This is a genomic window from Bacterioplanes sanyensis, from assembly GCF_014652515.1.
GTDB lineage: Bacteria > Pseudomonadota > Gammaproteobacteria > Pseudomonadales > Oceanobacteraceae > Bacterioplanes > Bacterioplanes sanyensis.
The window spans coordinates 71,418-96,152 of the sequence record NZ_BMYY01000011.1; the positions used below are offsets into that span (position 1 = coordinate 71,418).

17 protein-coding genes are annotated in these 24,735 nt (G+C 56.5%); 10 read left to right on the forward strand and 7 right to left on the reverse strand.

The window, feature by feature from the left end:
• The first annotated feature begins 24 nt into the window (after positions 1–24).
• Positions 25–2,919 carry a hypothetical protein gene (locus tag IE090_RS14335; RefSeq protein ID WP_189389321.1) on the forward strand — a complete coding sequence of 965 codons (2,895 nt, stop codon included), beginning with the start codon at positions 25–27 and terminating at the stop codon, positions 2,917–2,919.
• A gap of 59 nt (positions 2,920–2,978) precedes the next feature.
• Here the strand turns inward: IE090_RS14335 and IE090_RS14340 are convergent, their stop codons facing one another.
• The gene (locus IE090_RS14340; RefSeq protein ID WP_189389323.1) at positions 2,979–3,914 is read right to left on the reverse strand and encodes a nucleoside recognition family protein; all 936 of its coding nucleotides are present in this window, start codon (positions 3,912–3,914) and stop codon (positions 2,979–2,981) included.
• A 247-nt stretch (positions 3,915–4,161) separates the two neighbouring features.
• Entirely contained in the window at positions 4,162–4,365 is a 204-nt protein-coding gene (locus IE090_RS14345; protein ID WP_189389326.1) for a hypothetical protein, read from the reverse strand.
• A 247-nt stretch (positions 4,366–4,612) separates the two neighbouring features.
• Here IE090_RS14345 and IE090_RS14350 point away from each other — a divergent pair, with 247 nt between their 5' ends.
• From IE090_RS14350 to dinG, 6 genes are all read left to right on the forward strand, one after another.
• Positions 4,613–6,790, forward strand: a complete 2,178-nt coding sequence (locus IE090_RS14350) for a malate synthase G (protein WP_189389329.1) — start codon at positions 4,613–4,615, stop codon at positions 6,788–6,790.
• A 294-nt stretch (positions 6,791–7,084) separates the two neighbouring features.
• Positions 7,085–10,009 carry a hypothetical protein gene (locus IE090_RS14355; protein WP_189389332.1) on the forward strand — a complete coding sequence of 975 codons (2,925 nt, stop codon included), beginning with the start codon at positions 7,085–7,087 and terminating at the stop codon, positions 10,007–10,009.
• The gene (locus tag IE090_RS14360; protein WP_189389335.1) at positions 10,009–11,034 is read left to right on the forward strand and encodes a hypothetical protein; all 1,026 of its coding nucleotides are present in this window, start codon (positions 10,009–10,011) and stop codon (positions 11,032–11,034) included. Before IE090_RS14355 ends, IE090_RS14360 begins: the two co-directional genes overlap by 1 nt.
• A gap of 101 nt (positions 11,035–11,135) precedes the next feature.
• Positions 11,136–12,662 carry an ExeA family protein gene (locus tag IE090_RS14365; RefSeq protein ID WP_189389338.1) on the forward strand — a complete coding sequence of 509 codons (1,527 nt, stop codon included), beginning with the start codon at positions 11,136–11,138 and terminating at the stop codon, positions 12,660–12,662.
• Positions 12,662–13,447 carry a general secretion pathway protein GspB gene (locus tag IE090_RS14370; RefSeq protein WP_189389341.1) on the forward strand — a complete coding sequence of 262 codons (786 nt, stop codon included), beginning with the start codon at positions 12,662–12,664 and terminating at the stop codon, positions 13,445–13,447. The genes IE090_RS14365 and IE090_RS14370 overlap by 1 nt, the downstream gene beginning before the upstream one ends.
• A 2-nt stretch (positions 13,448–13,449) precedes the next feature.
• Entirely contained in the window at positions 13,450–15,543 is a 2,094-nt protein-coding gene (gene dinG, locus IE090_RS14375; protein ID WP_189389343.1) for an ATP-dependent DNA helicase DinG, read from the forward strand.
• Between the two features lie 3 nt (positions 15,544–15,546).
• On the opposite strand, the gene IE090_RS14380 is transcribed toward dinG, so the two are convergent.
• From IE090_RS14380 to IE090_RS14395, 4 genes are all read right to left on the reverse strand, one after another.
• The gene (locus IE090_RS14380) at positions 15,547–16,809 is read right to left on the reverse strand and encodes an alpha/beta fold hydrolase (protein WP_189389346.1); all 1,263 of its coding nucleotides are present in this window, start codon (positions 16,807–16,809) and stop codon (positions 15,547–15,549) included.
• A 197-nt stretch (positions 16,810–17,006) separates the two neighbouring features.
• Complete coding sequence (locus IE090_RS14385) at positions 17,007–17,639, reverse strand: hypothetical protein (RefSeq protein ID WP_189389349.1); 633 nt, start codon at positions 17,637–17,639, stop codon at positions 17,007–17,009.
• A gap of 124 nt (positions 17,640–17,763) precedes the next feature.
• Entirely contained in the window at positions 17,764–18,654 is an 891-nt protein-coding gene (locus IE090_RS14390) for a carbon-nitrogen hydrolase (RefSeq protein ID WP_189389352.1), read from the reverse strand.
• Positions 18,645–19,691 carry an agmatine deiminase family protein gene (locus IE090_RS14395; RefSeq protein ID WP_189389355.1) on the reverse strand — a complete coding sequence of 349 codons (1,047 nt, stop codon included), beginning with the start codon at positions 19,689–19,691 and terminating at the stop codon, positions 18,645–18,647. The genes IE090_RS14390 and IE090_RS14395 overlap by 10 nt, the downstream gene beginning before the upstream one ends.
• 141 nt (positions 19,692–19,832) lie before the next feature.
• Between IE090_RS14395 and IE090_RS14400 the strand changes: the two genes are divergently transcribed.
• Positions 19,833–21,080, forward strand: a complete 1,248-nt coding sequence (locus IE090_RS14400) for a lipoprotein-releasing ABC transporter permease subunit (protein WP_189389358.1) — start codon at positions 19,833–19,835, stop codon at positions 21,078–21,080.
• A 28-nt stretch (positions 21,081–21,108) separates the two neighbouring features.
• Positions 21,109–21,789: an ABC transporter ATP-binding protein gene (locus IE090_RS14405; RefSeq protein WP_229815784.1), complete on the forward strand. Its 681-nt coding sequence runs from the start codon at positions 21,109–21,111 to the stop codon at positions 21,787–21,789.
• A 53-nt stretch (positions 21,790–21,842) separates the two neighbouring features.
• Here the strand turns inward: IE090_RS14405 and IE090_RS14410 are convergent, their stop codons facing one another.
• The gene (locus IE090_RS14410) at positions 21,843–22,379 is read right to left on the reverse strand and encodes a DUF2062 domain-containing protein (protein WP_189389364.1); all 537 of its coding nucleotides are present in this window, start codon (positions 22,377–22,379) and stop codon (positions 21,843–21,845) included.
• Positions 22,380–22,448: 69 nt separating this feature from the next.
• Between IE090_RS14410 and IE090_RS14415 the strand changes: the two genes are divergently transcribed.
• A complete protein-coding gene (locus tag IE090_RS14415; RefSeq protein ID WP_189389366.1) occupies positions 22,449–24,734 on the forward strand; it encodes a DNA internalization-related competence protein ComEC/Rec2 in 2,286 nt (761 codons plus the stop codon).
• Position 24,735 lies beyond the last annotated feature (1 nt).

Here is a 24,735-nt window from a genome sequence, read left to right on the forward strand (position 1 = left end):
GTCCGAAGTATAGAGAGATAATTGATGGAGTACCGAAATAAGCTGGCATTAGGTGGGGTGTGTTTAGCCCTGATGCTGAGCGGTTGCAGTGATAACGATTCCAGCCGCAGCAGTGTGTCTGCGGTGGTGAAGGTCGGCCATGAGGATATCGATGCTGCGCTGGTGCGCTCCATCGCCGTGCAAGAGTCGGGCTTGCCCGCGGTCGATGCCGAGGGGCGGTTATCGCCATCGGCGTCCTATGTAACCAACGATGAAGGGCGGGTATCGGTATCGGTGCCGTCGGACGAGATTCAACTGTTTCGGGTGTTAGGCCGAGTCGAAAAAACCGAGTCGGACATCGACCCTACGCGGCGTCTGTGCCAGTGGGTCGCGGGCTGCGGTGAAACGCCTTTTGCCCAGTGGTATCCGGTTACCACAGAGCTGGACTGGCGCAGCGTGGTACGTGATTTAAGTCGCGATGAAACCATTCGTGTGACGCCGCTGACGGATTTGGCCGCCGAGCTGGCGTTTGAACGGCAATATCTGGGCTCGGTTGAAGATGGCACAGGTGCTTGGGTGGCCAGTGGCTACTACACGGATTATTCCGTCGAGCAATCCATTTCTCAGCTGTCGCGCTTGTTCGGCATTCTCAATGTGCAAACCAGTGCGCCCGCGGACCTGACCGATCCAGCGAGCTGGGATGGCAGCGATGCCGTTGCTAACCAAGATAAGCTGCGCTACGGCGCCATTATTGCCGCGTTGCAAGGCATGGCTTTCGACAACCCGAATATTTTGGCTGAGCTGCGCCAACAATTAGTGGAGCACGATGGCCAATTGCGCACCAGCGGCGATGGCGTCACCTTGGTGTCTGTTTATCAGGCCGCCATTGCCAACCTCAATCAATTGAGCGATTTAACCGAACGCGCCGTTCAATATCGCAACGCTGTCGTCACGGCGTTGCAAGAAGACATTGTCGCCTTACAGCAAATGGGCGAGCTGACGGCGGTAAACCCCGCATCTGTTACTGAGTTGTTAGGTGGCGACCTAGAAGACTTTACGCTGGGCTTGGCGCGCACCAAGGCGTTTGTGCAGCGCTTGCAAAACCTAGAAGGCCAGTTCTTTGAAGAAGGCTATCGGCCGCAGTTGGATGCCTATTTAGAGCAGATGAAAGCCCTGGGTGATGAGCACGCCGACAACTTAGATGCGGTGGTGCAGGCCTTTATTCAAACGCAAGAACTGTACGTCGCTTGTCATGCCGATGCCGCTCAGTGCAGCACCGATGGCCGCGACTGGCCATGGCTGCAAAGCGTTGATGGTTTTGACGGTGAGGTCCTGCGGCTCAACGGTGGAGCCATTGAAGTGGCGCAAAAACCGGCCGACATTAACGCCACCGATGACGACGATGAGCCGGCGCAGTCTCAAGCCATTGACGTGCTGATCAAAGGCCAATATCAGCAAGGCGACCTGCGCTTTGTGGTCGATCATTTCTATGAAAATGACGACAGCGATGAGCCGATTGAATCGCCCGCTGGCGTGCGTTTGTATTACAACCAAGCCAGCGCAGGTGTGCAGCCGGGCAATGAAGTCATCGCCTATGAGCTGCGTTGGCCAGATTTCCAGTTGTATGACGTGACCGACCTAGAGACGGCTCAAGAAACCGAAGTCAGTGGCAGCTACATTCTGTTTTTGCGCGGAGTAAAAGATCCGCAAAACCCAGACAGCGAACGTCGCTTTAACATCGACAGCGTCATTTTGAACGGTCGGATTTCCGATGTGGTCAGCGATGACGATGACGACGACGATGAAAAGTCGGTGATCAGTCTGACCGCGTCGGCGGTAAACGCCGATGAGTTCTATCCTGCCAAGCGCTTTGCTTCTTTTAATGGCTTTTTCACGCCGCACGGCGGTGAAGGTTATGAAAAGGGCAGTGTGGTTGCTGACTTGGTTCAATACCAGCTGGGCTCTGAGATCATTGCCGGGCAGGAGGTTGAATACCTCGACTTTATTGTGCGCGGTGGCGATGCCGAGCGTTATCGCTTTTACCCAACCGTTGAACGCACCGACGATAAAGACCGTGATAACGACGACGACCGCAACGAGACCTATTTGACTCACGACCGCGAAGTGTGTGACCTGGTGGAGTCTGACGATGGTTGGCAAGTCGATACCTGTCAGCCGAAAGTGCGTGCGTTGGAGCCTCGGGATCGTGACGACTTACTCAATGATTTATGGAAAGCCGGCGTACTCTCTCGGGTGCAAGTGCCTGGTCGCGGTATCTATTTTATCGACTGGCCAGCCGAACAAGGCGCTGACCAGTGCCTGCAGCTGGCGCCCATTGCTGATAGCGGTGTGATGTCTGGCACCCTGTATGAGCCTATGGTATTGGGCTTGAACTCGCTGCGTTTCTCGACTGAGTTGGACCTTGAATATGGCATCAGTGGTGAGCCGCGCACTTTGCTCTCGGCCTCAGTGACTGCCAATACGCTGGAAGATTACAGTGTGTCTGTGGCCCTGTCACACGACTACAACTCAGTGTCGGGCTCGGATTTGCTGGTCGGTGCTGGCGGCAGCTTAGACCGCATTATTGTGTCCTATGCGACCAATCGCACCTTTGATATTCGTGGCAGTCTGGCGGTGTATCAGGACGGTGTTGATCTCACCTTGGCCGATGGTGAAGTGGATAACATCGACAGCGAGTTGTCTCTGGTCGGTGTGCAAGATCGTGAGCTGACGCCACTGCCGTATCGCTATGTGATTGACGACGACGGCAACTACGACCGCTGTGTGATTGCCAACCAAGCTGAGTTTGACACCACCACCCAGCTGGAGGACATGGTGTTCAACCTTAACTTCCGCGATACCGTTTACGGCCAGGTCCGTAATGAAAACGGTGTGTGGGTGGTGCGCTACATTGATGGCACTTTTGAGACCTTGATGTAGTCACGCCCTACGCCTGTCAGCCAATTTGCTGGCAGGCGTCGCTTTCCGTTTTCCCGCCTTCAATATAACCAGCCGTGTACTGCGGCACGTGCAATCACCGCCAACAAAGCCGCCATCACTGCCGGGCGCACAACGGCCATTACCCGTTTGCCCGCCGACGCCAGAATGGCGACACCGGCAACGTCTAATGGGCATACCAGCAAGCCGGCCAAGCGGTTAATGTCTTGGCTGTTTAATAATCCTGCCTGCATTTGCTCAATGGCTAAGCCCATCATGGCGGTACCGCCAGCCACATATTTGGTAACGATCAGCGTTAAGCTATCGGCCGGATAGCCTAGCCAGTTTAAGGCGGGCTTGAGTGCTTGAGTGAGCCAACCGATGGCACCGCTGTGATCGAACAATTTAACCGCCACCAAGGCGACCACCAGCAGCGGCAGGGCGCTCATGGCTATATCCCAAGCATCGCGGCCACCTTGGCGAATAATCTCCAACAGTGACGCGGGGGATGCTGCTTCTTGTTCAAAGGCGGCAGTTTGATCGTGACTTTGAGCCGACAAGTGCCGGCCAAAGACATAAAAGCTCAATACGGCTGCCAGCAGTCCGCCCAAGGTCGCGATGGCCAACGTGGCCGCCACATTGAGCCCCAGAGTGGCCATGGGAAAGACAATATTGGCTTGGCTCATCGCCAACACCATCGCCAGTGTGGCAGCGATGTGACGGTCGCTGCTGCTGCTACTGGCCATCAGTGCCAAGGTGGCCATGGGGGCGGCAAAACTGACCAGACCCACCTGTAAAAAGGCAAATACACCCAGGCCAGTAAGACCGAACGGCAGCAAAAACGGTGTCAGCAAGCGCACCAGTCGCCCCAGCCAGCCGCGGGCATCGAGCCAGCGCATCAGGCTAAGCATTAAAATCATGATGGGCAGCAGAATAAACAGTGCCAGCTCAACGGCGGCGCGACCGGCATCGAGCACTAAAGCAGCAATGGCTTCCATGAGTAGTCCAGGCAGATGGGGTTAGCGAAGGCGGCACTGTATCAGTTTTCTGACAGATATTGATTTTATACCGTTATCTTTTAGGAGGCAGCTGTACCGTTACGGTATGAGTGGTCGCCTTGAAGGATGATGGCTAACTGGGCTGGCGGCGTGAATGGGGCAGGCATAAAAAAGCCACCGCGCGGCGGTGGCAAAGGGGACGCCTTTAGGCAGGGTCTTTCTAACTCTGGGTCTTTCTATCTCAGATTCATAGCATCACGCCAGGTGCGATGCGTTGGTTCAGTTGTACTTTGGTGGCTGGACGAAAACTGCTCTGTCGTTGCCAGCCAGTCTCACCGCTGACAAACGGGTCGACATGAGTGATGTGCCCGCCCTGTTCAAGGAAGCGCTGCACGTCTGCCGCGATTTGTTGACGCCGTTGTTCGGCGTCTGGCTGTTGCTTCTTGGCCATAACCACCTCCGCACATGAATGCTGTTAGTGACAGGGTTAATGTATAGCTATTGTATAGCTTTAGTCAAATTAATCTTTGCTCTATGTATAAGGGTGCTGGTAGAAATGCGTACGCGTATGGTTCAAGAATACCTGTGCATGTATACTCGCGCGTCACGGAAAGTGCCTGTAGGGAAAATCTTACCCAGGCACATTACACAAAGTGGGCTTGGCTCTGACGGAGCCATCTGAAGATTGAGGCTTAACCATGACAGCATATGTTAAAAAGGGCGGACTCCAGATCGCTCAAGCGCTGTACGACTTCATCAACGATCAAGCGATTCCGGGCACGGGTGTCGATGCTGAGCATTTTTGGGCTCAGTTTGATGCCATTGCCAATGAGCTGGCGCCAGAAAACAAAGCATTGCTGGCCAAACGTGATGAGCTGCAGGCCAAAATTGACGCGTATCACCAGCAGCGCCAGGGCCAGCCTCACAACGCCGAAGAATACAAAGCCTTTTTGCAAGAAATCGGATATTTGCTGGAAGAGGGTGAAGACTTCAGCGCCAGCACCGAAAACGTCGAGCCAGAAATCGCCACCATGGCTGGGCCACAATTGGTGGTGCCGGTGATGAATGCGCGGTTTGCGCTGAATGCTGCCAACGCACGCTGGGGCTCCTTGTACGACGCATTGTATGGCACCAACGTGATCAGCGAAGAGGGCGGTGCGGAGAAAGGCTCAGGCTACAACCCAGTGCGTGGCAACAAGGTGATCGCCTATGCCCGTAACTTCCTTGACCAAGCGGCGCCTCTGGCCAGCGGCAGTCACGTCGACAGCATGGCGTACCGCATTGTCGATGGCCATTTGCAGGTTGCCCTGCAAGACGGCAGCACCGTTGGTCTTAAAAACCCGCAGCAACTGCAAGGCTATCAAGGTGAAGAACTGGCGCCGAGTGCCATTTTGCTGCAACACAACGGCTTGCACTTCGAGATTCAAGTCGATGCCAGCAGCCCGATTGGCTCGACCGATGCGGCCGGCGTTAAAGATGTATTAATGGAAGCTGCGCTGACCACCATCATGGATTGCGAAGATTCTGTCGCCGCCGTCGATGCAGAAGACAAAGTGACTACTTACGGCAACTGGCTGGGCCTGATGAAAGGTGACCTGGCGGAAGAAGTAAGCAAAGGTGGCAAAACCTTTACTCGCGTGATGAACCCAGATCGCGAATACAGCGCCCTCGATGGCAGCAGTTTCAGCCTGAAAGGCCGTTCTATGCTGTTTGTGCGTAATGTGGGTCACTTGATGACCAATCCGGCCATCTTGTTGGCCGATGGCAGCGAAGTGCCGGAAGGCATCATGGACGGCATGATGACGACCTTGATCGCCATGCACGACCTTAACGGCAATGCACCGTTTCGCAACTCAACCACCGGCTCGGTGAACATTGTGAAGCCGAAAATGCACGGCCCTGAAGAAGTCGCCTTTGCCGACAAGCTGTTTGGCCGTATTGAAGACGCTTTGGGTCTGCCGCGCTTTACCGTAAAAATGGGCATCATGGATGAAGAGCGCCGCACCACGGTTAACCTGAAAGAGTGCATTCGCGCTGCCAAAGACCGCGTGGTGTTTATCAACACCGGCTTCCTCGATCGCACCGGTGATGAAATTCATACTTCCATGCTGGCCGGTCCGTTTATCGCCAAAACCCAGATGAAGCAGCAAACCTGGATCAAAGCCTACGAAGATTGGAACGTCGACGTTGGCCTGCGCTGCGGTTTATCGGGGCGTGCGCAAATCGGTAAGGGCATGTGGCCGATCCCGGATGAAATGGGCATGATGATGGAGCAGAAAATTGGTCACCCGCAAGCCGGTGCCAATACCGCTTGGGTGCCATCGCCCACGGCCGCGACATTGCATGCGCTGCATTATCATCAAGTGGATGTGTTTGCCGTGCAGGAAGAACTCAAGCAGCGCCCACATGCCTCGGTTGACGACATCTTGTGTGTGCCGGTGATGAGCGCTGATGACACTGCAGCGCTGACGCCGGAGTTTATCCAGAACGAAATCGACAACAACTGCCAGGGGATTCTGGGTTACGTTGTGCGCTGGGTAGATCAGGGCGTTGGTTGCTCCAAAGTGCCTGACATCAACCATGTCGGCCTGATGGAAGACCGCGCGACCTTGCGCATCTCCTCTCAACATTTGGCCAACTGGCTGGCGCATGGCGTGTGCACCCGTGAGCAGGTAGAAGACAGCCTGAAGCGCATGGCAGCCATTGTCGACGAGCAAAATGCGGGCGATCCGGCCTACATCAACATGGCGCCTGAGTTTAACAGCATTGCCTTCCAGGCGGCTTCTGACCTGATCTTCAAAGGCAAGGAGCAGCCCAGTGGTTATACCGAGCCACTGCTGCATGAGTACCGCTTGAAGTTCAAAGCCGCGCACTAAGCGCAAACAAAGCCCGGCCTTAGCGCCGGGCTTTTTTGTGCCTGATGATACCCTGGCCATTGTGAGTAAGCGGTCAGTAAAGTGCACTCGGGGCTTTAACCCCGTGGTGGAAAGTCATTACAATCGACGAACTCAGCAGGCTCGATGGACACGCATGGACAGGGTCTGCCGTTACCATGAAGAGCTGAGCCAGTTCGCTGTGTTTCGTTAGAAGGATGGCCAGATAACAACCCAACACCAACAACAGGCTTGCTTAATGCGTGTCAGCAGGGCCTCATAACTAGAAGAATAATTATGTTCTCACGTCTATTGCCGGTGGCTGTGGCTACCTTGGTGTCGCTGGCAGGTTGCAGCGGCAACTCCTCTTCCAGTAGTGGCGATTCTACGCCCACTCCAGATGTTGTTAACGGCTATGGCGGCGCGGGCAATATTGCCTCGGCGCAGGTGTTTGCGGTGCCACTCAATGCCCAGGGGCAGTTGAGCCAAGAAACCGACGAAGCCGGCAACCCGCTGTTGTCGGGCTATAAAGCCAGTACTGCGCCGACGGCGTACTATCAGGTGTCCGTCGATGCCAAGCATCGCGGTCGACCGTATATATTGCTGCTGCGCAGTGATGATGACACCCAGCAGCGCTGTGAAGTGGTATCCGGTTGTGGCGACGTGCCCTATTTGGGCCAGGTCAGCTACAACGGTGAAGCGCTGGAGCTGCGTGCCGGGGTGGGCAGCATCGACAATGGTATGCGCATCAATATCAATTGGCTCACGCATTTGGCCAGTGCCGTGGCCTATACCCATTACATTGATGAGGAGTCAGCCGGGCTAGATAACCCAACTGAGCCAACGGCGGGTTTATACAGCCCCTACCGAATGGAGTTCGGTAACTTGTGGGTGTCGCGTTTGTTGGATGTGCCCGACGTTATCGCCACTCAGGCCATTGCGCCGTCGCAATTATTTCAGCCTACCGATATGAACTCGGCGGGCCTGACCCAGGCCATCGCTCAGGGCGCCTTGGTGGCGGCGGCCCAGCAACTGGCAGCCGAGCAACAGCAAAGTGTGCCGGCTTGGCTGAATGCCGTGATCGATCAGGTGTTAAATGCCGGCGGCCAGTTGCCGCAAAAAGACGATCAGGCCGACGTGTTCTCTCGCTTCGATCTTTACCAAGCTGCCCACCAGGTGCTGGCCGCCAATCTTGAGCACTTGCGCTCGATGCAAACCCAGATTCCGGCGGAAGCCGATGTCGCCCTGGCGCTGCTGGCACAAAAGCGTGACGCCCAGCAACTGGGTGCCATGACGCAAGTGGCCGTCTCTTCCGAAGATGTCGGTCTGTGGCTCGACAAACTGGCCAACGCCAAGTTGTTTATTCGTGATCTCAACGACCGCTTGGTCAACTTTAGCGGTGACAATGCCAATACCTGCGGCCGCGCCGGTGCCGGCGCAGATTGCCTGCCCAGCTTTGTCGACCCGCAATACGCCGATCGCGTGCGGGCCTATTATGCTCGCATTGACGAGGTCTATGACGGCTTATCGCCCACCTTTGCCAGTGCACGTGAGCAGTTACTGGACTTAAGCCAAGATTTCATCGCTTGCCTGAATGAGCAGTGCCCAACCCTATCGGCAGGCGCGTCATATAACGCCGATACTCAGCAGCTGCGGTTGCAAGGCAATGGTCACGACCTGACGCTGAGCTTTGCGCCGGCTTTGTTAGATGTCGCGGGTGAAGATGAAGGGCTGTATTACGCCTTTGATATTTTTGTCGATGGCCAACTACAGGCAGCGGGTACCACGCTGCAGTTTGAATCTGTCATGGAAGTGGACGCCAGCGGTGAGGAAGTTGAACAGCTCAATCGCTTGCGCTTGGTATTCAGTGATGAGGAGCCGGCGCGGGCGCTGCCGGCTTATCCGAATTTGGATGGCGCCCTGTGCGCTCAGATCCCCTGCAGCGATGCTCTGGGCTACACCTTCAATTGGCCGCGCGTACGCCTAGGCTATGGCGATCAAAGCCTGCGCTTGGCGTTTGAGGCCTCGCTGATCGGCGTCAAAGACCCACTGCAGCCAGAGCTGCGCTATCACTACAACATCACCACGGCCTCGTTGGCGCTGCGGGTACAAGGTCCAGTGGTGGGCGTGATTACTGAACAAGGCGAAGAAGTGGAGCTGCGCGATCAAATGGAGTTGACCTTTGAGGGCAAAGCCAGCGCCGCCCCCGATTATTATTCAGACTCAGTCTGGCCTGAGCTGGATGATTTTTTTGTCGCCCGCTCCAGTGCAGAGGTGCCGGATTTGCAGCCGGACTTATTTCGCTTGCAAGTGGGCGATGACAGCGCCGAAGTGGACGGTCAGCAAGTGGCGCTGCAATACATGACCGTCACCACCCAAGGCATTGGCGCCAATCGCTTTGAGCTGTTCCAGCTCGACGGTGAGAAGGTGCTGCGCAAGTGCTTGCTGAGCAGTGACAATGAGGTTGTGGCTTGCCCGGATCGTGTGGTGGTGGAAGACGATGTTAGCTTTCAGTCGATCTTAGACGACGGCCAGTTATCCAGTTTTGTAATGCCATCACGCGGAGTGTATCGCATTGACTACCGCCAAGATGAGCACGGTGCTTTGGTCAGTGGCTTTGATCAAACCCTCGATGGCACCTTAGTTGCCTCCATGATTCAGGGCATTGATAGCCTCAGCGTGCAGCTGGCGCATGAGTTTGTTGATGGCACGGGTGCCGATGCTGAACGTGCGCCATTTGGCATCGCGCGTTTGAGCCTGAGTCGTAAGCAGGCCGATGTATGGGAAGCGGCACTGTCCGTTGGCTACGACTACGACTATTTGGTTGATGTCTTGCCGACCGGTGAGCGTGCGCAAAGCCTTTACCTTTCTTACTTAACACGTTTATCCGCTGCCACGCGCGACGACGAGGACATTATTGTCGCCACTGAACTGGGGGCTTTGGTGGTGTTTCGCGGCGGCGTTACCTTGCTGGGTAGCGACAGTGGTGAAAACATCGGTATGCAAATCGCCAGTCGGGTGGAGTATCAGCGTGACAAAGACGCTGACGACGCCAGCGGTGCTTGCGGCTTAATTAACCGCAAGGAAACCGTGGCCAAAGACTGTGATGCGCTGGCTTACATTAATTTCCGTGGCGCCCTGGTGGGCATTATTCGCGAAGAGCAAGACGGCGTGTATGTGGCGCGCTTTGCCGACGGCGAGTTTATGGTGCTGGGGGGCTGATGCGCTTTTTTCTGCCGTTGTTGCTGGCCAGCTCTGTCAGTCAGGCTGAGGGTGTGTTTGCCGAGCTGGACTGGCTGGCCAGTTCAGAGCCGGTGCCGCTGCATTCCATGCTGTACGGTTGGGACAGCAGCTTTCAAGGTGGCGATAACGCCTATGCGGATTTACAGCGGCGGCTGGGCTTTGAGTTTGACGTCGGCGCTTTGCAGGCACACATTGCCTGGCAGCAGCGTGAATATTACGCCTTGCGCTTTAATGCGGCGACGGCGCGCTTTTATCGCGACCTGGAGCAGGGTGATGACCATCAGGGCGAAGGACGTTTGCAGCTGGCGGTGGAGCAGTTTCGCAGTGAAGGACTGCGCTTGGGCGTGGCTTTTGATGTCGATGGCTGGCGTCTTGAGCCGCGGGTGAGCCTGTTTCAAATCAGCGATTTTCAGTTCGGCCAACTGCGCGGTGTGATCCGTGACGGTCAGGCGTCATCGACATTGGATTACGCCTTTAACGACGACAAAATTCTCGATTATCAAGCCGATGTGCCGACCGGGCAGGGCGCGTCGTTGGATTTAGCCGTCAGCAAGGCCTGGCAGCAGTGGCGGCTGGATTTTGAGGTCCGCGATGGCTGGAACCGTCTGTGGCTGCAAGACGCAGCATTTACCGAGGGCTGCATTAATTTTGGTGACGCCGGTACCCGCGTCTGCAACAGCGACGGTCTGGCATCGGGCCGTTCAGGCCAGCGTGATCGAACCGAGCGCATCGCCAGCCGCTATCAACTGGCGCTGGCGTATCAGGACTGGCAGTTGCAGCTGTTGCATCATGACCGCTATCAGCGCTTGGGTGTCCGCAAGCACTGGCGCTGGCCTGGTGCTGGTAAATGGCTAACCGCTTTGTACACCGACAAACAATGGCAGTTGGGGTGGCAAGGCACGGTATGGCAGCAGCGGTTGCAGGTCAGTGTGCTGGCCGATGACATTCGACCGCATTTCGTCCGCCAAACGCAGCTGCAACTGGCTTGGAGCTATCAGTGGTAGTCCTAATGTTGGTCGCAGTGGCTGGTGTAGTGACAGCCGCGCTCTACGCCAGCGTTTGAATCCGGTATCATGGCGCCTTTGTTGTTAGCCTGCGACCTGGCATGTATTTAGAGCACTTTGGCCTCGACCGCTTCCCGTTCACCATTGCCCCTGACCCCAGCTTTTTGTTTCCCTTGCCGGGGCATCAGGAAGGCTTGGCGCATCTGCAATACAGCCTGACGGGCCACGGTGGACTGATTTGCTTAACCGGTGAGGTCGGCACGGGCAAAACTACCTTGTGCCGCGCATTTTTGAATCAAACGCCGGGCCAGGTGCGCACTGCCTATGTGTTTAATCCGCAGTTATCGGCCATCGAGCTGTTGCAAGCCTTGTGTGATGAATTGGGCATTGCTTATAGCGCCGAGGCGTCGCAAAAACAGCTGTATGATCGCCTTAATCAACAGTTGTTGCTTTGGTATGCCAACGGTGAGCGCGTCATTGTGGTCATTGATGAAGCGCAATCGATGCCGCCGAGCTTATTAGAGCAGATACGCTTGCTCACCAATTTAGAAACCGATTCTGCCAAGTTGCTGACCCTGATTTTGGTTGGCCAGCCGGAGCTAAATACCTGGCTGCAACAGCCGCAGTTGCGCCAGCTCAATCAGCGCATTACTGCGCGTTATCATTTGCAGGGTTTGCAGCGCCATCAAGTCATGGCCTACCTCGATCATCGCATGCAGGCGGCGGGCGCTCAGGCGGGTTGTTTTAGTCGCGCCGCCGCCATGCGCATGTGGCGCGCCAGTGGCGGTGTGCCACGGCTGCTGAACGCTTTGGCCGATCGCGCCTTATTGGGCGCCTACGCCCATGGCAAGCTGCAAGTGACACGAGCGCAAGCGATGGGTGCAGAGCGCGAGGTGCTGCCGAGCAAGGCTGCTGCTCGTTCTGCTAGTGCTCAGCCGGTTTGGTCTTGGCGGCCGGTAACCCTGGTTGTATGCGTGGCTGCAACCGTGGCTATGGCAGCGCTGGTGTTGCCGTATTTAGCGCAGTTGCCGAGCTGGCAGAGCATGCAGCCTGACGCCGTAGTTGCTGAAGTGGCTGCTGAAGTGGCTGCTGACGTGGATGCCGAGTTCGACGCTGACAGCGCCGATCCAGTCGCGCGCCTGGCACATCAGCAAGGGCTCGCGGCTCGCTCCTGCGATGAGCTGGCGGCCCTTGGCTGGCAATGCCTCTGGGTGAACTGGCCGTTGGCCGACATTCGCGCCCAGCGCTTTCCGGCACTGGTGCAAGGCGTTGACCGGCGCTGGCGTGGTGCTGAGCAAGCCAGCAACTCTCCGCGCAGCTATCAGGGTCAGGCATTGATCTTATGGCAGCCACCCGCGGGCTATAACGGCTTGCTGCGTCCGGGTGAGCGGAGTGCGCTGGTGCCCTGGCTGCGCCAGCGCCTGGGCATGGAGTGGCAGCAAGGCTGGCAAACCATTGCGCCTTCCGGCCAGGCGGCGAGTTTGCCGCAAGATTTATACGACCCGCTGCTGGCCAATCGGGTGGCTCAGTTTCAGGCGCGGCAAGGCTTGAGTGCTGATCGCATCATTGGCCCTCGCACTGTGATCGCATTGCAAAGTCAGGCGCGCATGGCCGGGGAGGAAGGCTAGTGTCTTATATCCTCGAAGCGCTGAAAAAATCTCAGCAACAGGCGGAGCAGCAATCCGAGCGCTCACCTGAGCAAACCACTGAGGCACCACTGGCGCCTCATCTGCTCACGCAATGGCCTCAACCTGGCTCGCCGCAACGGTCTTTGTGGCCGTGGCTAGCCGTGACATTGCTGGTCACCATCCTGGTGTCGCTGCTGTTGTATCGCTGGACGCTGTCAGAAAATGTGCCGCAGGTATCAGACGATGTGGTGCCTATGGTGTCAGGGAGAGAAGCAGAACAGCGGCTTGCACCCGAAAGGGAGAGCCCTGTAGTCGTGCCTGCGCAGCCGGTGGTTGAGGTGAGTGCTGCCCCGCGCCTCGTACCTGGGACCGCGCCTGAAAGCGACGCGGTTGCTCCAGAGCTGGCAGTACAAGTGCCGACGCAATCTGTGGTAGCCGCCAAAACGGAGGTTTCGCCCTCAGCTCCAACTTCTGTTTCAACCTCTGTGTCATCTACTGCGCCGTCTGCTCGGACTTCCTCGGCTCGCGGTCAGGTCACGCAGCGCACCTTGCCGCCTTTGTCGGAGCTGCGCAAAATTCCAGATTTGATCATCACCGGACACATTTATTCGACCCAGGCCAGTGCTCGGCAAGTCACCATGAATGGCCGAGTGTGGGGCGAGGGGGATCGCATCGCCACAGATGTCACACTGACCACCATTACCCATGATGGCATTGAGCTGGATGTGGCCGGCTGGCCGCTCACGATTCACCGCAACCGCGGCTGGCAAAGCCTTTCGGACTAAACATGCTGAACAACGAGACCAAACAACGCATTCAGGCTTTGTACCGTGAATGCATCGCCGATATGGGCTTAAAGCCGCGCTACGGGCAGCGCGTCATGATTGCAGAAATCGCCAAAACCCTGGGGGCTGTTCAAGAAGACGACAAAGGTCAGCGCAGCAATGACCAAGGCATTGCCGTGGTGGAAGCCGGCACCGGCACGGGTAAAACTCTGGCCTACTTGCTGGCTTCGCTGCCCATTGCCATCGAGCGCGAGAAAAAACTGTTGGTGTCGACGGCGACGGTGGCACTGCAAGAGCAAATTCTCGATAAAGACTTGCCGGCATTGAAGAAAACTCTGTCCATGCCGTTTAACTTTGCCCTTGCCAAGGGGCGGGGGCGTTATTTGTGTTTGCTCAAACTGGATAAAGCGCTGCAACAGTTGTCGGGCATTTTATCGACCACCATCGACTTATTTGAGCAAAGCCCAGAAGAGCAAGATAAAGAACTCTACGAATCCATGCTCACCGCCTACGGCCGTGGTAGCTGGGACGGCGACCGTGATCGCTGGGCCGATGAAATCGAACCGGACCAATGGCAGCATGTGACGGCGACCCATCGCGAGTGCTCCAATCGGCGTTGCCCGCATTTTAATAATTGCGCCTTTTTTAAAGCCCGCGAGGCGATGGAAAACGCCGATGTCATCGTCGCCAACCATGACCTAGTGCTGGCCGATTTATCCTTAGGTGGCGGGGCTGTATTGCCGGCACCGGATAAAACCCTGTACGTGTTTGACGAAGGCCATCATCTGGCCGACAAAGCGCTCAACCATTTTCGCTTGGAAATCGGCGCCCGCGCGCAGCGCCAGTGGCTGCGCCAACTCGAAAAGGGCTTAGAGCAGTTTATTGGCGATGCCGGCATTCCACCGGCTCTGATGCATTCGCTGAGCGAAGCGCCGGGGCAAATTCAGTCGTTGATCCAAAGCCTGAGCTTATTGTGGCCGCTGCTGATGGAGCAGCTCGGTGATCGTGAGCGCTTGCGTTACGAGTTTGGTCGCTTGCCAGATAACCTACGCGATTTGCTGGCCAACTTGCGTGGCCCATTGCAGCCGTTATTGCAGACTCTGGATAAGCTCAATGACAGTTTGCAAACCTCCCTTGACCCTAAAGAAACCGGCGATTTCGCCCGCGACGTCGCCGAAAACTGGCAAACACCCATGGCGATGATGCTGGCGCGCGCTGAGCAATTATCCGAAGCCTTGTCTTGGTTGTGTGCGGAGGAAGAAGAGGGCGCACTGCCGGTGGCACGCTGGCTTAGTCGTGTGCCGATGGGCGATGACTGGGATATTCGCCTCAGCGCCTCGCCCATTGCCATTGCCGATCAGCTCAGGCGCAATCTATGGTCACGTTGTTACGGCGCGGTGGTGACATCGGCCACACTGACGGCATTGAACAGCTTTAGCAAGTTGCAGTGGGAGGCTGGCTTGCCGGATTGGGCATCCTACCATCGCGTTGCCAGCCCATTTGACTATGCCGCGGCGGGCGAGCTGGAGCTGGTGTCATTGGCTTCAGACCCAAAAAGCGAGCAGTTCCAGCAAGACGTAGAAGCCTGGTTGCAGCAGCATGTTGATTTGGCCCGTGGCACTTTGGTGCTGTTTAGCTCGCGTGCTCAGCTTGAGGCGACCCGCGACGCCGTGTTGAGCGATTGGCGTGAAACCTTATTGTGCCAGGGCTTTTTGCCCAAAGCGGAAATCGTGCGCCGGCATAAACAGCGCATTGACGATGGCGGTGGCAATGTCATTTTTGGTTTGGCCAGCTTTGCTGAGGGCATCGACTTACCGGGCGACTATGTCACTCACGTGGTGATTGTGAAAATCCCGTTTGCCGTACCCGATGATCCGATTCAGGCGGCCACCAGTGAGTGGCTAGAAAGTCGTGGTCGCAACGCCTTTATGGATTTAACCCTGCCAGCGGCATCGATTAGGCTGGTGCAAGCCTGTGGTCGCTTAATTCGCAAAGAAAGCGACCGCGGGCGCATCAGCGTGCTCGATAAGCGCTTAACCACAAAGCGCTATGGCCGCTTGCTGGTGGAATCGTTACCGCCGCTGCGGCGCATCTAGCTGCTAGGCCAGTTGGCTGTCCAAAGCGCTAGGCTCAGAGCGAATCATCAAAATGTGCTCTTGCAAGTAAGCCAGCAGCTGGTCAGCTTGCTTGAGCTGACGCTGAATGATCAGGCAACGCAGTTGCTGGCGATCTCTCTCCAAAATACGCACATGGAAGCGACCGCCAGCCTCGGGCAACTCTAGGTAAAGCTGCTGGCAATGCTCATTAAGAGCCAGATCTGGCTGCAGCTGCTGTATCACGCAGCCGGCAAAATTAATGTTGCTGATGCGTACCGTGTGGGTTTTGCCGCTGGCTTCGTCTACTAGCTGATAGGGTTGCTCTAATGGCCGCTGGCGGCTTTGCAGGCGTTGATCTTGGCGTTGGTAGTGGGCGGCATCGTGCAGCGTCACGCCGTCAATGGCATCAATGCTTTGGCCGCACATAAAGCGATGGAACAAGGCACAGGCCGCTTCGCGACGCTCAAACTGAGCTAAGTGATCGGCGTTATGAATGACGGCAAACTGGCCTTGCGCACATTGGCTGGCAAACGCGGCGTTTTCTGATGGCAGTGTGAAGTTGTCAAACTCACCCGTGGCGACCAGTGTCGGTACACTGGGGTACTGCGTAAACCCTTCAAATTCCAGCAAGCGACGGGTGTTTTGCTCATAGCGTGCACGTTCGTTGTTGTCCAAGCGAGCAATTTGCCGGTACAGCAACTTGCGATAGGTGGGGCTCACTTCCGTGCGTTGCAAGCGACTGTGGTTGATCAAGTTGCAGACCGCGGTGGTGGCAAAGGCTTCCATCTGACCGCTGGCCAGCAGCTGCAAGGAGTCTTCCAATAAGGTGATCAGGCTTTGCCGACGAAAACAGGTGATGCCTGACAGCAGCAGTTTTTCTACCCGTAGTGGGTATGCGGCGGTATATAGAGATGCCATGGCTGAGCCGTAACTGATGCCCAGTAAGATGACCTGCTCAAGTTGCTGGCGCTCGATAAAGGCATGCAGCAAGTCGGCGTAATCCGACAAGCCTAGCTCCGGCGCTAACTGCTGGTTATTCCCCTGCGAAGGCAGGTCCAGCAGTATCACTGGGTGGGTCTCTAATACCTGCTCTACTTCATGGCGAAAAGAGCCAAAGCTTTGAAAAGCACCGCCTAGAAAAATCACCGGTGTTTGCTCGCTGTTATGCGGCTGGCTGAAGGACAGGTACTCGAGTTTGTATTGACCGACCCAAACAGTGTCTGGGGCAGCTCGCAGGCTGGCTACGGAGAAGGGTGAGAAATCCATGGCTTGATCGCTCTTATTCTTATAGTGAGACGACCTTACCGAAAAAATAGACAGATCGCCACACTTGTATGTTTTCTTTGCAGAGAGCGATTTTCTGGCTTATGTGTTTGAAAAATATAAAGAAAAATGAAAGTTTCTGGTTTTGAAAAGGCTCCGTTTTAGCGCTTTTGTTAAAAAATGTGTCATGAATGGCGCATTTATGGCCCAGTTTGACTACCGATATCAAGGGTGAACTCAATGCGCTGGTCGGTCACATTGACTTGGTATTCTCCGCCTGGCGTGGTGTAGCTGCGCTCTGGATACTGATTGCTATTGGGAATCGAAATGGTCAGCTGGCTAGGGGTAATCATATAGCCCAAGCCGCCGGTGAGCGGTTGATTGGGGGTCAGGTTGGTAGGAAAACGCAGCTCGTTTAGGTTGATCGGCTCGCCGCCTTGCAGATTGAGGGCGTTGCGCAAATATTGCTCGCTCAGGCCTAGGTTGGGGTTCAGGGCTGGGTTATCGAACTGCTGAGACAGAGTAGTGAGCAATTGCTGCTGGGTCTGTTCGCTCATGTCGGGTGGCAATATCACACCTTGCTTTATGGCGGCGCTGTCGCGGGCGGTTTGAGCGGCTTTATAGCCTGGCTGCGCTGGCGAAACCTTCAGATTCACGGGTTGCTTGGCCGATTGAGGCTGCGCATGCGGCACGATGATTGTGGTGTCGCGAATGTACGCTTCGGTCAGCTCCTCGGCGGGAATTTCTTCGATATCGGCCTGGCTGCATGGGCTTAGGCCAGTCAATACCAGCACGATGGCAAGACGTTGGCTGTGCATACGGTGATTGAGCATAACGGCGCGCTCCTGCGTGAACCCAGCACAAGCCTAGAGCAGTACCCGCGCAGTACAAGCTGCGCTTAGCGTGAATCACGCCAATGTCGCAGCCTGTAGGTTGTACTTAAAGGGTTCAGAGGGCTTAATCGCGAAAGCGCCGTGTGACATCCTGGTAGGCGTCGACGCGCCGATCACGCAAGTAAGGCCAAATACGGCGCACCTGCTCACAGCGTTGTAAGTCGATTTCGGTCATCAGCACGGTTTCTTGTTGATGCTCAGCGTGCAGCAGTAGCTCGCCCTGTGGGCCGCAAACAAAGCTATTGCCCCAGAAATCAATGCCATCCGTCACGCCACTGGGGTCAACTTCGTGGCCGACGCGGTTAATGGCAATCACCGGCAGATTGTTGGCCACGGCGTGGCCGCGCTGTACCAGCATCCAGGCATCGCGCTGACGCTGTTTTTCGGCGTCGTCTTCTGGCGGCTCCCAGCCGATGGCGGTGGGGTAAATCAGCACATCGGCATCGGCCAATGCCATCAGTCGAGCAGCTTCTGGGTACCACTGATCCCAGCATACCAATACGCCCAGCTTGCCGACGGAGGTTTCGATGGGTTCAAAACCCGGCTGGTCGGCGTCGCCTGGGGTGAAGTAGTACTTTTCATAAAAGCCTGGGTCATCTGGGATGTGCATCTTGCGATAAAAGCCAGCCAGCTCAGTGCTGCGGTCAAATACCAGGGCGGTGTTGTGATACAGGCCTTTGGCGCGGCGCTCAAAAATAGAGCCGACGATGACCAGATTCAACTCCGCCGCCAGCTGGCCCAAAAACTGCGCCGTTGGGCCATCCAAGGGCTCGGCCAGATCAAACAGTTCGGCGCTTTGGTGCTGGCAAAAATAGGGCCCTGCGTGTAATTCCTGCAGGCATACCAGCTCAGCCCCTTGGGCGGCAGCGGCGCGAATGTGTTGGCCAGTGCGCTCTAAGGTGGTGTGGCGGTCATCGATAAATGCTTGTTGCACCAAGGCAAGGGTTAGCGCCATGAGGCATCCTCCGGAGTATGAATTTGCATGGTGAGGCAGTGCAGTGAGCCATATTGCTCAATCACCGGGCGACAATTAATGGGCACTATGCGGTGCTGCGGAAATGCCTGTGCCAAGGTGCTGATGGCGGCGTGGTCTTCATCAACGCCGTAAATAGGCGCCAGCACGGCTTGGTTAATGATTAAAAAGTTGGCGTAGGTGGCGGGCAGGCGGTCTCCCTCAGCGCTGTATTGCGGGCTGGGCAGTGGCAAGGGCAGTAAGCGGTAGGGCTCGCCATTGCGTTGTCGCAGTGCTTTGAGCTCCTGCTCCATGGCATTGAGCGAAGCAAAGTGCTCGTCATCGGCTTGGGCTTGGCAATAAAGCAAGGTGTCGGGGCCGGCAAAGCGCACCAAGGTGTCGATATGGGCATCGGTGTCATCGCCTTGCAGATGGCCATGCTGCAGCCACAGAATGCGCTCAAAGCCCAAGGCGTCGCGCAATTGCTGCTCGATTTGCTCACGGTTAAGCGTCGGGTTGCGATTCGGGTTAAGCAGACACTGCTCAGTGGTGAGTAAGGTGCCCTGGCCGTCGCTTTCTAAGCTGCCGCCTTCGAGTACCAGTGCATGCTGAGTCAGGTTGACCTGACCAAAGACACCTTGCTGGTGCAGTTGTTGGCTGATGGCGTTGTCTTGATGGGCGGCGTACTTGCCGCCCCAGCCATTAAATACAAAATCTTGCAGTTGCAGCTGGCCATGGCGATACACGCTGATGGGGCCATGGTCGCGTGCCCAGGTGTCATCGCTGCCAGCCAGTTGGCATTGCACCTGTGGTTGGTGCTGATACCACTTCTGCAAACGAGCCTGCAGCTCGCTGTTGTCACACACAATGATCACGTTTTGCTGGCTGGCGATGGCAGCCACGATGGCGTGAAACACCGGCTCAACACGGTTTAAATGCTCGGCCCAATCGCTGTTGGCGTGTGGCCAGGTCAGCATCACGGCGGTTTGGGGCTCCCATTCTGCGGGCATACGCACAGGAGCATGATTGAAAGCTGGCATGATGGCCTCGCGCTGTTAGAATGCCGCGCATTGTAATCAGGCCGGCGCCATTACGCATCTGTACAAAGCCGGCTATTTTTGCCGTCGCGTTCCAGCCTGGCTGGCGGCATGATGACGGCGACTGACAGCTCCGGGGAACTCATGTCTGCTCAACGCTCATTGCCATTTTGGATTGGCTTACGTTATTTGGCTGCCAAGCGCAGAAATCACTTTATTTCTTTTATTTCAGCCTCCTCCATGGTCGGTATGACCTTGGGCGTAGCGGTGCTGATTTTGGTGTTGTCGGTGATGAATGGCTTTGACCGCGAACTGCGCGAGCGCATTCTCGGCATGGTGCCTCATGGTGTTATTTATGAGCGTGGCGGTATGTCTGACTGGCCAGAACTGGCTCAGCAAATTGAGCAGCACCCAGGCGTGGAGGCGACGGCACCATTGACTCGCCTACAAGGCATGCTGGGCTACGGTGGCCGTGTGCAGGGGGTGATGGTGACGGGCATCGATCCGGAGCAGGAGCCCAAAGTCTCTATTTTGCCGCAGCACATCATCAGCGGCGATTTAAAAAGCCTGACGCCGGGCAGTTATGGCGTGGTGATGGGCGAGTTGGTTGCACGCCAGCTCAATGTGGTGGTGGGCGATAAAGTCACCCTGATGCTGCCCGAAGCGACCTTGTCACCGGCCGGTGTGTTGCCGCGCATTCGCCGCTTAACCGTTACCGGTATCTTTTCTGTGGGAGCTCAGCTAGACAGCAGCCTGGCGGTGATCAACATCGAAGACGCCGGCAAGCTAGCGCGTATGGGCGACAAGGTGCAAGGGCTGCGCATTCGCTTTGATGATTTGTTCGATGCACCTGGGCACATTTGGCAGTTAATAGGCGAGTTAGACGGCCAGTTCAGTGGCAGCGATTGGACGCGCACCCACGGCAACTTATTTCAGGCCATTCGCATGGAAAAAACCATGATTGGCCTGCTGCTGCTGATTATTGTTGCCGTCGCCGCCTTCAACATTATTTCTACCTTGGTGATGGTGGTGACCGATAAGCAAGCCGACATCGCTATTTTGCGCACCATGGGCGCTCGCCCCGGCACCATTATGAAAATCTTTATGGTGCAAGGCTTGGCCATTGGCATTGTCGGCGTCGCCTTGGGCAGTGCGTTGGGGATTTTGGCGGCATTAACCATTTCTGATTTTATCGCCTGGCTGGAGCAGTTTTTTGGCTTTCAGATTTTAAATGGCGATGTGTATTTTATCTCGTACTTGCCATCGCAGCTGCTGTGGCAGGACGTCGCCATTATTACCAGTGCATCGTTATTGCTCAGCTTTTTAGCAACCTTGTACCCATCGTATCGAGCGGCGAAAGTCGATCCGGCGGAGGCGCTGCGCTATGAGTGAGGCGACCCATTTGAAAAAGGATGTAACCATGCAGCCGGTTTTACAGGCGCGCGATTTAAAGAAGGTCTACACCAGTGGGCCACAATCCGTCACTGTGTGGCATGACGTGGATTTAACCGTGGCGGCGGGTGAGTCGGTGGCCATTGTTGGCGCATCGGGCTCGGGTAAAACCACCTTGCTCAATGTGTTGGGCGGGTTGGATCGACAGGATCAGGGCCAAGTGCTGGTGGCAGGGCAAGATCTGTCACAACTGGCCGAGGGGGCGCGTACCGAGCTGCGCAACCGTGAAATCGGTTTCGTTTATCAGTTTCACCACTTATTGCCAGAATTTACCGCACTAGAAAATGTCATGATGCCATTGCTGCTGGCGGGCCAAAATAAGCATTCGGCGCGTGAGCGCGCGCTGCAATGCTTAGAGCAAATGGGCATGGCGCCGCGAGCGGAGCACAAGCCAGCGGAGCTGTCGGGCGGCGAGCGCCAGCGCACCGCCATTGCGCGCGCCATTGTTAATCGGCCGCGGTTGGTATTGCTGGACGAGCCGACGGGCAACCTGGACCAGAACACCGCCGCGCAGGTTGAAGCTGTCATGGTAGAGCTGACGCAAGCACAAGACACAGCGTTTGTGTTGGTGACCCACGACACCGCGCTGGCTAAGCGTATGGATCGCTGCTTGCAGTTAAAGGATTTGCATTTACAAGCGCTGGACTAATCATCGTTTTGGTGCAGTCTTTGTCGTCGGTTAATGCGCCAGTAAGCGTTGGCTTAGTCGTCGTTTTGGTGTAGTCGCTGGCGGTTTAAACGCCGGCGCTGCCAATTGCTGATTACGTGCCAGCGCCAAGCGGCACGCACCAATAAGAAACCGCAGGCTGAGAGTATCAAACCGGCCGTCAGCGACCCCACCCACAAAGGCTGCCATATCTGCCCCAGCTCCGTTAGCAACCAGTCGAGGGACAACTCGATGGAGAAGCCGCGGTCAGGAGCGTCTAACATCCATACTCCCAGCCGATAAGTTGAGTAGAACAACGGTGGTATGGTGATGGGGTTGCTGATCCACACCAAGCCAACAGAAATGGGCACATTGGCGTTGGCATAAAAAGCGATGGCGGCAGCAATGGCCATTTGAAATGGTAGCGGCAAAAAAGCAGCAAACAGCCCGACCATAAAAGCGCGAGCAACAGAGCGGCGGTTTAAGTGCCAAAGATTGGGCTTGCTGAACAAGGGCTTGAGCAAGCGTAATGATTCGTTTTGCTGAATCTGTTCAGGCGATGGGAAGAGTTTTTTTAACAATTTTTTGGGCATGAGAATCGCCTAACTCAGACAGCGCGTGGATTATGCCTCCAATGCACGGCAAAAGCCAAGGATGGCGCGGTGTTGCAGTCAATTCAAACCTTATCTTGCTGGTTTTATCGTGGTTTACCACTGGCGTTGCTGCTCGGCTTTATCATGGGCAGCTCGATCATGGCTGCTTGGCTATTGCCAGCCTTGCTACTGCTGGCCTTGCTATTCCGGCTGTTGGGCAACCGCTGCCGTGTGGCTGCGCCGCTGATCGTTGTTATGACTATGGCCGCGGCTTGGGCGCAGTGGCACGTCGACGAAGGGCTGCAGCATCGCTTGCCCTTGAACCAGGATCAGCAGCAGCGCCAGCTCTCTCTCATCGTCGAGCAACACCGCTCAGCCCAGCGCTCACAGCGCATGGTGCTAACCGTATTGCCAGGCGATAACAATCAAAGCCCTGAGCTTCGGCGCATTCGCGCCAGTTATTATGGCGATCATTCCTTGCAGGTCGGTGACCGGCTAGAGGCAACCGTCAAATTAAGGGCGCCGCGCAATTTGGCGAACGGCTTGGCCTTTGACTACGAAACCTGGATGCTTGCCAAGGGCATTGACGCTGGCGGCTATATTCGCAGCATTGAAGCCTTAAGGCCTGGCCAGCTGCCGCTGCGTGAGCGCCTACGCCGTTATTGGAGTGCGCAACTGCCCGTTGACCTCAGGCCTTGGTTGAATGCCTTGGTGTTTGCTGACAGTGCTGCGCTGGACTCGCATTGGTGGCGTCTCGGGCAGGCGACGGGCACGGTACATTTGTTTGTCGTCAGTGGCTTGCACTTGGGGTTGGTGGCCTTGGCGGGCTGGTCATTGGCAGCGCTGCTGGCACGGCTGTTGGCCCTGCGACAGCCTGCCAGCGTGCAACTCAAGGTCAGGTCGCTGCCGTTAATGTGGCCGCGAGTCGCAGTGGCCGTCTCTGTGGTAGGGGCCTATCTGTGGCTAGCGTCGAACGGCATTGCCGTATGGCGGGCGTCCTTGATGGTGGTATTAACGGCGGTTTGGGCGCTGAGCCAACGTCGCTGGCAGCCCTTACTGCTGGTGTGTTGGGCGGCCGTGCTGTTGCTGCTGGCCAATCCTCTGGCCCATCAGCAGGCGGGGTTTGCCATGTCATTGCTGGTGGTGGCGGCGCTGATGATGTTGTTGTCTGGGCGCAAAACCGGCCCAGTGCAATGGCTGTGGTGGCCGCAGTGGATTGCCTGGTGGGCGCTGGCACCTTTATTGATGGCTTGGTTGCAGCCGCTCAGTGTGGCGCATCTGTTGGCCAATGCGCTGGCCGTGCCGCTGGTGTCGTTACTGCTGCTGCCGGGGCTTCTACTGCGGGCGCTGGTGGCGTTGGCGGGGGCCGATGGCGCACTGATTTGGTGGTTGGATGCGGGCTTGCTGCTGCTCATTGATGGGCTGTGCACGTGGTTGCGCAGTGTTAAAGACATAGCGCCAGCCAGTATTTCTATGTTGCCTGCCTGGGGCTGGCTGCTGTGGTGGGGCTGGGGTTGGCTGTTATGGCGTGGTTTGCCGGCGCTGCTGGCCACGGTTGGCACTTGGCTGTTGCTCAGCTGGTGGCTGCTGCCATCGCCGGCGAAGCACGAACTGCGCTTGTTGGACGTCGGTCAGGGCTTGGCGCTGGTAGCCAGTGGTGAGCAAGCGCTGGTGTATGACGTCGGTGCGCGTTGGTCGCCGCGCTTTAATATGGGTGAGGCGGTGGTAGCGCCGAGCTTGCGACAGTTGGGTGTGCAGCAACTGGCAACCTTGGTGCTGAGCCATTCTGATAATGATCACGCCGGCGGCTTTGAGGGCTTGCGCCATTGGTATCGACCTCAGCGTATCTGGGCTGGGCAGCCAGAAGAAGGCATGGACTCTTGTCATGCGCAGGGCGTGTCGCCTTGGTTCGTGAGTGGCCCTCAGCTGTTTTATCGCTTTTTTGCTGTACCGGCTCACCTTCGCACGAATGACAATAACCATTCTTGCGTGATGCAGTTGCGCTGGCACGATCTGACGCTGTTGCTGCCAGGTGATATTGAACACAGTGTCGAGCAAGCATTGGTGCAGTATTATGGCGAGCAGCTACGCTCAGATGGCTTGGTGGTCGGGCATCATGGCAGCCGCAGCAGCTCTTCTGCTGTCTGGCTGGCAACGGTTGACCCTGACTTTGCCCTGATCAGTGCCGGCTGGAATAACCCCTTTGCGCATCCACATGCTGAGGTGCTGGCGCGGTTGGCACAGCGAGGGGTGCGAGTGTGGCGCACGGACCTGCAAGGCGGTTTGGCGATTACGCCCGCAGGCGAGTGGCAAGCACTGCGTCAGCGGTCGCTAAGAATTTGGCAAAACCGTTGAT

Bases quoted from the DNA above. Each gene is read 5' to 3' on its own strand.
- IE090_RS14335 (WP_189389321.1), top strand. From the start codon at position 25: ATGGAGTACCGAAATAAGCTGGCATTAGGTGGGGTGTGTTTAGCCCTG.
- IE090_RS14340 (WP_189389323.1), bottom strand. From the start codon at position 3,914: ATGGAAGCCATTGCTGCTTTAGTGCTCGATGCCGGTCGCGCCGCCGTT.
- IE090_RS14345 (WP_189389326.1), bottom strand. From the start codon at position 4,365: ATGGCCAAGAAGCAACAGCCAGACGCCGAACAACGGCGTCAACAAATC.
- IE090_RS14350 (WP_189389329.1), top strand. From the start codon at position 4,613: ATGACAGCATATGTTAAAAAGGGCGGACTCCAGATCGCTCAAGCGCTG.
- IE090_RS14355 (WP_189389332.1), top strand. From the start codon at position 7,085: ATGTTCTCACGTCTATTGCCGGTGGCTGTGGCTACCTTGGTGTCGCTG.
- IE090_RS14360 (WP_189389335.1), top strand. From the start codon at position 10,009: ATGCGCTTTTTTCTGCCGTTGTTGCTGGCCAGCTCTGTCAGTCAGGCT.
- IE090_RS14365 (WP_189389338.1), top strand. From the start codon at position 11,136: ATGTATTTAGAGCACTTTGGCCTCGACCGCTTCCCGTTCACCATTGCC.
- dinG (WP_189389343.1), top strand. From the start codon at position 13,450: ATGCTGAACAACGAGACCAAACAACGCATTCAGGCTTTGTACCGTGAA.
- IE090_RS14380 (WP_189389346.1), bottom strand. From the start codon at position 16,809: ATGGATTTCTCACCCTTCTCCGTAGCCAGCCTGCGAGCTGCCCCAGAC.
- IE090_RS14385 (WP_189389349.1), bottom strand. From the start codon at position 17,639: ATGCTCAATCACCGTATGCACAGCCAACGTCTTGCCATCGTGCTGGTA.
- IE090_RS14390 (WP_189389352.1), bottom strand. From the start codon at position 18,654: ATGGCGCTAACCCTTGCCTTGGTGCAACAAGCATTTATCGATGACCGC.
- IE090_RS14395 (WP_189389355.1), bottom strand. From the start codon at position 19,691: ATGCCAGCTTTCAATCATGCTCCTGTGCGTATGCCCGCAGAATGGGAG.
- IE090_RS14400 (WP_189389358.1), top strand. From the start codon at position 19,833: ATGTCTGCTCAACGCTCATTGCCATTTTGGATTGGCTTACGTTATTTG.
- IE090_RS14405 (WP_229815784.1), top strand. From the start codon at position 21,109: ATGCAGCCGGTTTTACAGGCGCGCGATTTAAAGAAGGTCTACACCAGT.
- IE090_RS14410 (WP_189389364.1), bottom strand. From the start codon at position 22,379: ATGCCCAAAAAATTGTTAAAAAAACTCTTCCCATCGCCTGAACAGATT.